The sequence below is a fragment of the Streptococcus sp. oral taxon 058 str. F0407 genome (assembly GCF_000235485.1).
GTDB lineage: Bacteria > Bacillota > Bacilli > Lactobacillales > Streptococcaceae > Streptococcus.
Genome location: NZ_JH378888.1, coordinates 243,040 through 255,668 on the forward strand (window position 1 = coordinate 243,040; position 12,629 = coordinate 255,668).

Annotated in this window: 8 protein-coding genes, 1 pseudogene and 2 CRISPR repeat arrays; of the genes and pseudogenes, 6 read left to right on the forward strand and 3 right to left on the reverse strand. The window is 40.1% G+C overall.

The genetic code is table 11. The features are described from left to right. Nucleotides 1-11: 11 nt before the first annotated feature. From cas1 to ftsY, 5 genes and pseudogenes are all read left to right on the forward strand, one after another. Nucleotides 12-782 (forward strand): annotated as a pseudogene (cas1, locus tag HMPREF9184_RS09305) (CRISPR-associated endonuclease Cas1). Nucleotides 783-946: 164 nt separating this feature from the next. Continuing rightward, nucleotides 947-1,925: a CRISPR direct-repeat array (repeat unit 29 nt; unit sequence GTTATACCTTACCTATAAGGAATTGAGAC). A gap of 87 nt (nucleotides 1,926-2,012) precedes the next feature. Further along, nucleotides 2,013-3,488 carry a hypothetical protein gene (locus HMPREF9184_RS05695; protein WP_000004547.1) on the forward strand — a complete coding sequence of 492 codons (1,476 nt, stop codon included), beginning with the start codon at nucleotides 2,013-2,015 and terminating at the stop codon, nucleotides 3,486-3,488. A gap of 115 nt (nucleotides 3,489-3,603) precedes the next feature. Continuing rightward, nucleotides 3,604-4,151: a CRISPR direct-repeat array (repeat unit 29 nt; unit sequence GTTATACCTTACCTATAAGGAATTGAGAC). A 513-nt stretch (nucleotides 4,152-4,664) separates the two neighbouring features. Continuing rightward, nucleotides 4,665-5,456 (forward strand): Cof-type HAD-IIB family hydrolase, encoded by a 792-nt coding sequence (locus HMPREF9184_RS05700; protein ID WP_000594106.1) that lies wholly within the window; start codon nucleotides 4,665-4,667, stop codon nucleotides 5,454-5,456. Further along, nucleotides 5,456-6,274 (forward strand): Cof-type HAD-IIB family hydrolase, encoded by an 819-nt coding sequence (locus HMPREF9184_RS05705; protein WP_000763448.1) that lies wholly within the window; start codon nucleotides 5,456-5,458, stop codon nucleotides 6,272-6,274. Before HMPREF9184_RS05700 ends, HMPREF9184_RS05705 begins: the two co-directional genes overlap by 1 nt. Nucleotides 6,275-6,277: 3 nt before the next feature. Continuing rightward, the gene (gene ftsY, locus HMPREF9184_RS05710; RefSeq protein ID WP_000522348.1) at nucleotides 6,278-7,585 is read left to right on the forward strand and encodes a signal recognition particle-docking protein FtsY; all 1,308 of its coding nucleotides are present in this window, start codon (nucleotides 6,278-6,280) and stop codon (nucleotides 7,583-7,585) included. A gap of 46 nt (nucleotides 7,586-7,631) precedes the next feature. On the opposite strand, the gene zwf is transcribed toward ftsY, so the two are convergent. The 3 genes from zwf to HMPREF9184_RS05725 form a co-directional block, all read right to left on the reverse strand. Beyond that, nucleotides 7,632-9,119: a glucose-6-phosphate dehydrogenase gene (gene zwf, locus HMPREF9184_RS05715; RefSeq protein WP_000096096.1), complete on the reverse strand. Its 1,488-nt coding sequence runs from the start codon at nucleotides 9,117-9,119 to the stop codon at nucleotides 7,632-7,634. Between the two features lie 149 nt (nucleotides 9,120-9,268). After that, complete coding sequence (locus HMPREF9184_RS05720; RefSeq protein ID WP_001096334.1) at nucleotides 9,269-10,009, reverse strand: amino acid ABC transporter ATP-binding protein; 741 nt, start codon at nucleotides 10,007-10,009, stop codon at nucleotides 9,269-9,271. Beyond that, nucleotides 10,009-11,457 carry an amino acid ABC transporter substrate-binding protein/permease gene (locus HMPREF9184_RS05725; RefSeq protein ID WP_000726981.1) on the reverse strand — a complete coding sequence of 483 codons (1,449 nt, stop codon included), beginning with the start codon at nucleotides 11,455-11,457 and terminating at the stop codon, nucleotides 10,009-10,011. Before HMPREF9184_RS05725 ends, HMPREF9184_RS05720 begins: the two co-directional genes overlap by 1 nt. A 173-nt stretch (nucleotides 11,458-11,630) precedes the next feature. On the opposite strand from HMPREF9184_RS05725, the gene HMPREF9184_RS05730 reads away from it, so the two are divergent. Further along, the gene (locus HMPREF9184_RS05730; protein WP_000792130.1) at nucleotides 11,631-12,584 is read left to right on the forward strand and encodes a CPBP family intramembrane glutamic endopeptidase; all 954 of its coding nucleotides are present in this window, start codon (nucleotides 11,631-11,633) and stop codon (nucleotides 12,582-12,584) included. Nucleotides 12,585-12,629: the final 45 nt, after the last annotated feature.

Genomic DNA, 12,629 nt, shown 5'->3' on the forward strand with positions numbered 1-12,629 from the left:
TTCCTGAGACCATGAAGAGTCCAGCTCCGCTTTTATTGAAGCAGTGCCAAGTGTATCTGGACGAGGAAAAGCGTTTGCTGTTGTCCAAGCAGTTTGAATTATCACATTTTCATAATTTGCGGGCAAACTGTCGCTATTATCTTAAAAGATATAAGTCCAATAAGCTTCTTTTTGAGATTGAGGAAGACTTGACGATGGCGATTAAGGAAGTTCATCGCAAAAAGTCGGTCGATGATTTGATGCTTTTAGAGGCACGAGTCAAGTAGATATACTATCCTATGTTTAATGATATTTTGAATCAAAGTGGTTTTTCTTTTGTTAAGCGAACCAAACGGCCACCACGAGATCCCCTAAATGCCTTGATTAGCTTTTGCAATACGATTTTATACAGTCGTGTTCTGCGCCTGATCTGGCAGGCTAGACTAGATCCTGAAATCGGAGTGCTGCATGCTTCAAATAATCGTCCTTATAGTTTGCATCTGGATTTTGCGGATTATATGAAGCCAGTTATCGTGGATCGGGTGATTTTGAGTTTGATCAATAAACATCAAATTAATGCTACAGAGCATTTTGAAGAAAGGGAAGATGGCTCGTTTTATCTGAATCTTGAAGGGAAGTATATCGTCTTGCGAAGTTTTGAGGACAAGCTACAGACGAGGCTAGTCATGGGAGGCTCGACCTATACCTATGCCCAGCTCATCCAGCACGACATCCGGCAGTTTAAGAGAATCTTGCAGCAGGATGGGGACTTAAAACGCTTAAAACCTTACAAATACTATTAAAAAGTCGGTCGATCTTTTTGATATTTTGTCTCTTTTTCAAAAGCTGTCAACCAAGCGTTTTATGAGCGATGGGTACAAAAAGATCGACCGACTTTTTTCATTGAAATCTTGAAAAAAGCCCTATTTTTTGATACAATCAATCTAGAAACAGCGAAAATGCTGTTGTTATACCTTACCTATAAGGAATTGAGACTTACCACAGAGCTTGAGCCTCTCGGCTCAGATATTCAGTCCCGTTATACCTTACCTATAAGGAATTGAGACACTTAGCATTAAGCTAACCAAATCTCTCGTAGATTTATCCGATCAGTGTTATACCTTACCTATAAGGAATTGAGACTCTATCTCCCACGTTAGGATATGATGAAGCAAATTGTTATACCTTACCTATAAGGAATTGAGACATCCTTGCTCAGCATAATTCATAATTTTTCACCTCTAATTTTTTAAGTTATACCTTACCTATAAGGAATTGAGACTTACCTGGGTCAGGAGTTGGTGCTGGATCTGGAGTTGGTTTGTTCTACCTTACCTATAAGGAATTGAGACATCTTCAAGACTATTTCGTCATCTTTTTTAATGAACTGTGTTCTACCTTACCTATAAGGAATTGAGACTCTCTAATTTTTCTAAATTCAATATCTTCCAACCATTTTCCGTTATACCTTACCTATAAGGAATTGAGACTTGAGAGCTTATTCTTCGAGTATTCATTACTGTTATTTTTTGTTATACCTTACCTATAAGGAATTGAGACGATTCTACTGATGGAACTGAGCTTGGATTTGTTAGTCCGCTATAATGTTATACCTTACCTATAAGGAATTGAGACACTAACTGGTCTTTAAATGACATAATTCATCCCCCTTGAGTTATACCTTACCTATAAGGAATTGAGACACGCACGCCTTACCTAGAATATCATCTGGCGACATATCTAGAACAGTTTCGTCGCTATGCATTCTACCTTACCTATAAGGAATTGAGACTTTTTCCAGACGTTACAAATCTCAATTGTTGCTTCAAGTTTAATAAAGTTATACCTTACCTATAAGGAATTGAGACCCATCTATATTTCCCACCGGTACATCTATTTGCTTTGCCCGAGCTACAGGTTCTACCTTACCTATAAGGAATTGGTTGCTTCAACTGAAAAAACTTGCGGAAGCAAGTTTTTTGTGGTATATTGGAAGTGTTTTCTTGGGGAGATGTTTGAATTGGAGGTTGTTTATGTCTGAGAGTCAATCTGTATTTAGTCACCATATTTTTGTCTTGCCCTTTGCGGCCAAGGGGCTGGAGTCTTTTCCGAAGTCTTCTAAGTGGAGGAAACTCAGCCAAGATACCAATGAACTTCCCTATCTAAACTTAGATGATGCTGAAAAAAGTGAGCGGCTAAAGTACGCTTATCGCCGATATTTCAATAAAGAAGCAGAGGAGCTGATTTTCCGCAACCCTGAGTTGGTCACAAACTATGCTTATACTTGCTTAAAAAAAGGTGACGTGTATCGGATTTCTTATTATAATCAAATCAACAAACTTGAGTATTATGACCTGACACTTGACTATATCATGCTTCGTTATTTTCCAAACTTAAAAGCAGGTTTCCTGATTTTTTCAATGGAAAATCGTTACTATGATAAATTGGAAGATATTAAAAACATCAACCAGTATGGTCGTCATCTCTATGCTCCTTTTTTGCCTGCTCTTCGGAGTTATTCAGTCTCACCTAATAATATTGAGCTGATTAAGAGTGAAAAAATTAAGGAGGAACCACGGGAATCCGACTTGATTTCTTCCTATGGAATCATGTCGGCTCCGAAAGAAATTTTACAGGATTTCTTTGGTTTGCATGAGGAAGCGATATTTCCAGAGGATATTTCGCAGTTTGAGTCTAAGCCTCATCTGGAGATCATCATTGATGACCGCATGTACGTGGTGAGCTACATGATGGTTCCTGAAGTAGAGGACTTGATTTATAAAACGGCGAATTGGGCGAATTTTGATGGTTCGGAGCAGAGTTTAGAGGAGATGAAGCTTCTTTATAGCATTTTATATGTTGATAAGGGAGATTCAACGTGTCTGAGTCGAGATATGCTAAAGACAGAGCTGGAAAAGCTTCTCTATACGAGGTGGTCAGCTGAGGGAAGTCTTTATATGGCCAGTCAGCACTCGATGATTTTTATGAGTAGTTCTGATTTTCCAGAGTATTTCCTCAAAGGCTACTTTTTGTCGGAATATCTGGACTTGGCTTTGATTACGCTCAGTCAGAGGATTGGTATTTTGAAGTATTCCAAGGATGCGGGAGATAAGGTCAATGCTAGAGTTTCTGATAAACTGAAGCTGCAGAAGGCTTACACGACCTTTAAAAATCAATTTTTGCTTCCAGAGCTATGCCCGCAGGAGCAAGCAGTGGAAATCTACGAATTGTTGCAAACCTCACTCTATATCGAGAAGCATATCAATCTCCTAGATAGTCAAATTAGTGAACTGCATGATATCAGCCAGACAGAAGCAAGTAATAAATTGAATGACAGAGTATTAGTGCTAACCGTTTTAAGTATTGCGTTAGCAATTGTTCCGAATATCAAAGAACTGCAGGATAATTATTTGACTATATGTAATCTGAGTCTGGCTTATTCATCTTGGCTTACCTTGCTCATTTCTCTTCTGACAATTGCTTACTTCTATTTCAAAAAGAGAAAATAAATGTATATTATCTTGACATATGATGTGCATCGCAAGCGCGTGGCTAAGGTTTTGAAATCTTGAAAAAAGCCCTATTTTTTGATACAATCAATCTAGAAACAGCGAAAATGCTGTTGTTATACCTTACCTATAAGGAATTGAGACCATCTTTTGCCACTCTGGGACAACCGATTTAAAGGTAAATTTGGTTATACCTTACCTATAAGGAATTGAGACAATTTTATTATTTGAAGCGTCAAAAAAGCTAAATCCATGTTCTACCTTACCTATAAGGAATTGAGACGTTTGGCTTGACCTTGTCCTTGATCAGGTTTTTGATCTGGATCGTTCTACCTTACCTATAAGGAATTGAGACCTGAAGTAATCTTCGGGCATGATAAGAGCTGCAGAAGCACCGTTATACCTTACCTATAAGGAATTGAGACATTTTCAGCGATTCCATAATTGGCTTAGATGGGTCTTCGCGTTATACCTTACCTATAAGGAATTGAGACTAGTTTGAAGCTACGAATTCAGCATGAGCGTACAAGTCTTCCACTGAAGCACCTTTCACCAATTTGTTCTACCTTACCTATAAGGGATTGAGACACAAGGTTTGATTGATAGCCATTGCCAAAGTCGATTTGTTTAAAATGTTCTACCTTACCTATAAGGAATTGAGACGTTTTTGGTTGACCAGTTTCTGGGTCAACCCCTGTGAAAGGTTCTACCTTACCTATAAGGAACTGGCTGTGTGTCTTTGTCTGTCTCCAAGGCACCAAAAAAGCGAGCAAATTCATGTCTGCTGGGAAGCATGAGAATTTGTTCGCCTTTTGTTTGGTAGGAATAGTTGAAATTTTTAGAAAACGCAACATATAAATGTGAATAAAAGTTGTAGTAGAGCTACTTCCTTTTGTAAGAATTATCAAGAAAAACTCTCTTAGTAGGAGAGTTTTTCTGTGTTTCAACCACGATAGTATAGAGCTTAAGTTAGATGGCTGATCAGTTTTTTGTTACTTCATGATAGTGTCGCGAATATTTATTGGTCTATTGGGTTAAATTAAAAACATTATTTTCTATTTCATTTACCAAAAAAGCACTGTAATACAAGTAATCAATCCTACTGTACTAGTCTTTTTTTAGCTTATCTATGGTATAATAGAAGGTAGATTTATCAATTGGAGTACGAAGGATTTTATGATTAAACTTGTAGCAACCGATATGGATGGAACCTTTCTAGATGGAGAGGGGCGGTTTGATATGGAACGCCTCAAAAACTTACTTGTTTCCTACAAGGAAAAGGGGATTTATTTTGCAGTGGCTTCAGGTCGTGGTATTCTGTCCCTGAAAAAGTTGTTTGCGGATGTGCGTGATGAAGTGATTTTTATAGCTGAAAATGGGAGCTATGTTGAGTTTCATGGTGAGGATATGTATGAGGCTACTATGTCTCGGGATTTTTACTTGAGAACTTTTGAAGCTTTAAAGAAATTACCCTATTTTGATGAAAGTAAAATGCTCTTGACTGGGAAAAAAGCTTGTTATGTATTGGATACTGTAGATGAGACCTATCTGATGTTTAGCCGTCACTACAATGAAAATATTCAAAAAGTAGCAAGTTTGGAAGATATCACGGATGAGATTTTTAAATTCACCACTAACTTTACAGAAGATACGATAGAAGCTGGAGAGGCCTGGGTCAACGAAAACGTTTCTGGTGTGAAAGCCATGACAACAGGTTTTGAATCCATCGATATTGTCTTGGACTACGTTGATAAGGGTGTGGCTATTGTTGAGCTGGCTAAAAAGCTGGGTCTAACCATGGATCAGGTCATGGCGTTTGGCGATAATCTCAATGATCTTCACATGATGCAGGTTGTCGGTCACCCAATCGCTCCAGAAAACGCGCGACCAGAGATTTTAGAATTAGCAGAAGCAGTGATTGGCCACCATAAGGACCAGTCAGTGATGGCTTATATGGAGGGCTTATAATGGCAGATATTAAATTGATTGCATTGGATTTGGATGGCACCTTACTGACAACGGATAAAAGGCTGACAGATCGAACTAAGGCAGTTTTAAAAGCTGCGCGTGACCGTGGTATCAAGGTCGTACTGACAACAGGACGTCCTCTGAAGGCTATGGATTTCTTTCTCCATGAGCTAGGGACAGACGGTCAGGAGGATGAGTACACCATCACCTTTAATGGGGGGCTTGTTCAGAAAAATACGGGAGAGATTCTTGATAAAACAGTCTTTTCAATCGACGATGTGGCACGATTGTACGAGGAAACTGAAAAACTAGGTTTACCGTTAGATGCCATTTCAGAAGGAATAGTCTATCAAATCCAGTCGGACCAAGAAAGTCTCTATGCTAAGTTTAACCCAGCTCTGACTTTCGTGCCAGTCGCTTTTGACGAGCTATCGAGTCAGATAACTTATAATAAATGTGTGACTGCCTTTGCCCAAGAACCCTTGGATGCAGCGATTCAACAGATTTCTCCAGACTTGTTTGACAAATATGAAATCTTCAAATCGCGTGAACTCTTATTGGAGTGGTCACCGAAAAACGTCCACAAGGCAACAGGTTTAGCGGAATTAATTAAACACTTGGGAATCGACCAAAGCCAAGTCATGGCTTGTGGGGACGAGGCCAATGACCTTTCTATGATTGAGTGGGCAGGTCTGGGAGTTGCCATGCAAAATGCAGTTCCAGCAGTTAAGGAAGTTGCCAATGTTATTACCCCGATGACCAACGACGAAGAAGCCGTTGCCTGGGCTATCGAAGAATACGTGCTAAAGGAGAATTAGAATATGGGATTATTTGACCGTTTATTCGGGAAAAAAGAAGAGCCGAAAATCGAAAATATTGTAAAAGAAGCTCTGGAAAATATTGATTTGTCAGAAGAGGTTGAAGAAAATCAAACGGCTGTCGAAGAAACAAGTCAGGAAGAGACAGCAAGGGACAAAGTGGAAGAAACACTTGCTCAAGAAGAAATTCCACAGGTCACGACAGATGAGGCCATTGAACCAGAAGTAGTCGAGGAAACTGCTCAGGAAGAGCCTGAGCTAGAATCTGATGAATTGGAGCAATTCCAAAAGGCAGAAGAAGTTCTAGAAGAAGAGAGCCAAGAAACTATAGAGAGCGAAGAAGAGCTCGCGTCTGAAGTAGAAGAAGAAAGTCCTCAGGTTGAAGAAACGGTTCAGGAAAAATATGACCGCAGTCTCAAGAAAACGCGTACGGGATTCGGAGCACGCTTGAATGCCTTCTTTGCTAACTTCCGTTCTGTCGATGAAGACTTTTTTGAAGAATTGGAAGAGCTGCTCATCATGAGTGACGTAGGTGTGCAGGTCGCTTCGAATCTAACAGAAGAGCTCCGCTATGAAGCCAAATTAGAAAACGCTAAGAAGCCTGATGCACTTCGCCGTGTCATTATCGAGAAATTGGTTGAGCTCTACGAAAAGGATGGCAACTACGATGAACAAATCCATTTCCAAGATGGTTTGACAGTCATGCTCTTTGTTGGTGTTAATGGTGTTGGGAAAACAACTTCTATCGGGAAATTAGCTCATCGCTACAAACAAGCTGGCAAGAAGGTCATGTTGGTTGCGGCAGATACCTTCCGTGCTGGAGCCGTTGCCCAGCTAGCAGAGTGGGGCCGTCGTGTAGATGTTCCCGTTGTGACGGGGCCTGAGAAAGCTGATCCAGCAAGCGTCGTCTTTGATGGGATGGAACGTGCTGTAGCAGAAGGAATTGATATTCTCATGATTGATACAGCAGGTCGTTTGCAAAACAAAGAAAACTTGATGGCAGAATTGGAAAAAATTGGTCGTATCATCAAACGCGTAGTGCCAGAAGCACCTCATGAAACCTTCCTAGCTTTGGATGCTTCAACAGGACAAAATGCTCTAGTACAAGCTAAAGAATTTTCGAAAATTACACCTGTTACCGGTATTGTATTGACTAAGATTGATGGAACTGCCCGTGGTGGTGTCGTTCTGGCAATTCGAGAAGAACTCAATATCCCTGTAAAATTGATCGGTTTCGGTGAAAAAATCGATGATATCGGTGAATTTAACTCTGAAAACTTTATGAAGGGTCTCTTAGAGGGCTTGATTTAATAGAAAGTAAATAATCCTGCAAGATTAAACTTGCAGGATATTTTTGTTATTCTAAACGACCTTGTTCACGATAGGCGATATCTGGTTGCCAAGTCCATTTAGCTCCAAACTTCTCTAATAAGTCAAAGCTAGCTTGTGGTCCCATGCTTCCAGACTTGTAGTCATGGAGTGGGGCTCCATTTTGAGCCCAGAGCTCTTCGATACGGTCAATCAATTTCCAAGAAGCACTCACCTCGTCCCAGTGGCTAAAGTTGGTTGAGTTGTTGTTCAAGACATCGTAGATTAGCTTTTCGTATGGATCTGGTGAAGCCCCAGTAGCGGTAGCATCTGTACGATAATCCAGAGAGCTTGGTGCAAGGTTGAATTCTTCACCGACTTGTTTACCATTGAGGCTGAGAGAGAATCCCTCTGTTGGCTGGATATAGATGGTCAAGATATTTGGTGCCAAAGGCTCACCAAAGATAGAGTCCATTTGCTTAAAGACGATATTGACATGAGTGCCTTTTTCTGTCAGGCGTTTGCCAGTACGGAAGAAGAAAGGAACGCCACGGAAGCGATCGCTGTCTACAAAGAAGGCACCAGAGGCAAAGGTTTCTGTTGTAGATTCAGGGTCGACATTTGGTTCGCTACGATAGGAAATGTATTTCATGCCATCGATTTTACCAGAGCGATACTGACCACGAATAAAGTGTTCTTTTAATTCTTCCTCACTTGGTTGGTGGAGATTTTTAAATACCTTTATCTTTTCAGCGCGAATCTCATCCTTTGTAAAGCTGGCAGGTTTGTCCATGGCTAGAAGTGATAGGAGTTGGAGTGTATGGTTTTGCACCATATCACGAAGGGCACCAGATTCATCATAGTAGCCACCGCGTTCTTCAACACCCAAACGTTCTGCAAAGGTAATCTGCACATTATCAATGTGATCACGGTTCCAAACATTTTCGAAGATCATATTGGCAAAACGAACTGCAAAGATACTCTGGATCATCTCTTTCCCCAAGTAGTGGTCGATACGGTAGATCTGTTCTTCATCAAATGTTGCTAGAAGATCTTCATTCAGCTTACTTGCAGTTTCATAGTCTGTACCAAAAGGTTTCTCAACAATCAAACGCTCAAAACCTTTGCCGTCAACGATGTTTTCAGACTTGAGGTGCTTAGCAATGGTACCAAAGAATTGAGGAGCCATTGATAGGAAGAAGAGTTTGTTGTGGTCTGTTTGGTATTTCTCATCAAGCTCAGCCTGTAATTCACGTAAAGCGATGTAATTGTCAGTATCATTAACATCATGACTTTGATAGTAGAAATGACTAGCAAACTCTTGGGCCTGTTCGGTACTATCTGCCAAATCAAGGATGGACTCGACAACCACAGATTCAAAATATTCCTTACTCCATGGTCTACGAGCTGTTCCAATAACTGCGAAATGCTCAGAAAGATTGCCTGATTTATAGAGTCTAAAAAGGGAAGGGTAGAGTTTGCGTTTTGCTAAATCTCCACTCGCGCCAAAAATTGTAACAATAACCTTTGATGACATCTAGCTACCTAATTTCTATATTTTTTCCTAGTTGGACTAGGGATGAGATTTCCTCATTTTTATAGTCTTTATTTTATCATAATTTTCAAAAAAATCAAAAAATCCAATACGCAATTAAAAAACTGTAAGGATTTCCTTACAGTTTCGTTTTATACGTTTAGAACCTTGTCCAAGAACTCTTTCAGACGAGGGTGTTGTGGGTTATCAAAGATTTGGTCTGGAGTACCATCTTCAAGGAATTCTCCGTCAGCCGTAAAGATAACACGGTTGGCAACCTGACGAGCAAATCCCATCTCGTGGGTTACGATAATCATGGTCATGCCTTGCTCCGCTAATTCCTTCATAACGTTTAGTACATCTCCAACCATTTCAGGATCGAGCGCAGAAGTTGGTTCATCAAAGAGCATGATGTCAGGATTCATGGCTAGACCACGTGCGATAGCCACACGTTGTTTTTGACCACCTGAGAGGCTATCTGGATTAGCATGTGCCTTATCAGCAAGGCCGACTTTTTCGAGTAACTCCATCCCTAATTTTTCAGCTTCAGACTTGGTCATCAACTTGTGTTCAACTGGAGCAAAAGTGATGTTATCTAAAACGGACATATGAGGGAAGAGGTTGAAGTGCTGGAAAACCATTCCCACGTTCTCACGGACATGGTCGACATTGGTTGATTTCTCAGTCAAATCATAACCATTCACAGTGATGTGACCGCTCGTTACCTCCTCAAGAAGGTTAAGGCTACGGAGGAAAGTGGATTTACCAGAGCCAGAAGGTCCGATGATACAGACAACATCTCCTTCATAGAATTTAGTTGTAATTCCTTTTAAAACCTCATTTTTTCCATAATACTTATGCAAATCATTTACATCAATTTTTAGTTTTGCCATTAACGAATCCTCTTTTCTAAGCGTTTCGCTAGTCTAGTCAAAAGCGTGATAATTACAAGATAGAAGATAGCAAGGATTGCATACATCTTGAAACTTTGGTAGTTACGGGCGATGATGATCTTACCAGTTTGGAATAGTTCAACCAGACCGATAGCAGATACGATAGTTGTATCTTTAAGAGCGATAACGAATTGGTTGACAAAGTTCGGCAACATCAATTTAGTTGCTTGTGGCAAGATAATCTTACGCATGGTTTTTCCATAAGAGATACCAAGACTGCGACTAGCCTCCATTTGACCAACTGGAACGGCTTGAATCCCACCACGAACGATTTCAGCGATATAAGCTGCAGCATTGAGTGAGAGGGCGATGGTACCAGCAACAAAGTCGTTGATTGGACTTTGTTGACCTGTGATGGACTCGATAAAGTTTGGAATTCCCCAGAAGATGAAAGCTGCAAGAATCATCAAGGGAATACCACGAATGACATCCACAAAAATCTCTGAAATGACTCTGAGTGATTTGTATGGACTAACGCTGAACATACCAAAGATAATCCCAATCACGATCGCAATCGCAAACGAGATAAGTGCTAAAGCGAGAGTGATTCCAAGCCCGCTAAGGAGTTGCTTGTAGTTGTTTTGGATCAAGCCCCAGATAGTGGTTTCGTCAACTGTACTTGTAGAAGCAGTTGTTGCTCCGCTCGCTAGATACTTGTCGAGAATTTTTTGGAATTCACCGTTTGCTTTTAGGTTGGCAAGTCCCTTATTGAACATCTGGATCAATTCAGGATTGCTGCCTTTCTTAACTGCAAAGGCTGTTTCGCCGATTGGAGTTCCAGCGATCGGCGTTTTTAATTTTTGACCTTGGCTGATAGAATATTTGAGAACAGGCTCATCATCCATCACGGCATCAATAGCCCCAGTGTTGAGACTGTCATACATTGATGCACCATCTGAAAAGGTTTTAATCTTGTAGCCGTATTTGCTTTGATTTTCAGTAAGGAATGTTTGAGAAGCCGTTCCGTTTTTCACACCAACCGTCTTATCCTTGAGGTCTTCATAAGAAGCGATGGTACTGGATTCTTTGACACCAAGAATGGTATTAGCAGTGTAGTAGGAATCTGAGAAGTCAAACGTTGCTTTACGAGCGTCCGTCACAGACATTCCAGCGATGATACCATCAGCTTGTCCGGCCTGAACAGCACTGATCGCTGCATCAAATCCAGGGTTAGTAATCTCAATTTCAAATCCTTGATCCTTGGCAATAGCCTTGATCAAGTCCATATCAATACCAGTGTACTCGTTGCTTGAATTTTGAAATACGAAGGGAGCAAAAGATGAATCACTTGCAATAACATACTTAGATTTAACTGTGTCAGCTTTTACTACTCCTAGTGAGAAAATGGGAAATAAAATTAGCAAAAATGCTAGGATTTTTTTCTTCATTTTAAGTCTCCTTTCCGAATATTTTCCCATTATAACAAAAAATATTTCAGATGGCAAATTTTAAGGACTTATATGTTAGAAGATATAACACTGAAGCCCTTTATTTCTTTCTTGAATTGCCACTACAAAGTGCTATAATAATAGCATATAATAGAAGAAATGAGGGTAGGAACATGAAGAATAAAAGAATATTTAAAGACTTCCAATCTTCCCAAATGAGTTTAAATATTTACACAAGTCCTTTGTTAGCCTTTGTTTTTGTCTTTATAGGAGAGTTTGTTGCATATACTTTGTATGGTATTAGCTTGTTAGCTCTAATCGGACTTGCTAGAAATTTTGGAGAGGCTGGTCAAAATCTTGCAACTTACTTGCAAACCTTGCAGCAGAGCTTGACGGATAAAACAAGTGACTTTCGTTTAATTTTAGCATTGCTGTCCTTTGGTTTTATTCTCAACACTGTGTTCAGATGGACTAAAAAAGTTGAGAAAAGATCTATTAGAACCTTGGGATTTTATAGAGAAAATTTCCTTAGCAGTCTTCTGAAAGGATTTGGCCTAGGTTTGGCACTTTTTCTTCTGACCTTGTTAGGTTTGGTGGCCTTGGGGCAATATCGTTTGGAATCCATTCGCTTGAATCCTTATTCGTTTACTTTTGTCGTCTTTACTATCCCATTTTGGATTTTACAGGGGACAGCAGAAGAAGTGGTGTCCCGTGCATGGCTCCTTCCACAATTGGCCTCAAGAACCAATCTAAAACTTGCTGTTGTCATATCTAGCATATTCTTTACCCTGCTTCATGTGGGGAATTCTGGTCTAACACCTCTATCTCTAGTGAATCTCTTTTTATTCGGAGTTGCTATGGCTCTTTACCTTCTCAAAACCGATACAGTTTGGGGTGTTGCAGGTATTCATGGGGCTTGGAATTTTGCTCAGGGCAATCTATTTGGGATTTTAGTTAGTGGACAACCATCAGGAACGTCTCTGATGACCTTTTTACCACAAGGCAATCAAGATTGGCTATCAGGTGGTTCTTTTGGGATTGAAGGTTCTATCATGACAAGTTTAGTCTTGTTACTTTTGATTGTCTACCTCGCTTATCAATTAGAGAAAGAAAATGAAAGGATGTGACTTCGGTCCGTCCTTTTCTTCGTGAAAATGAACTAAGTATGCTAA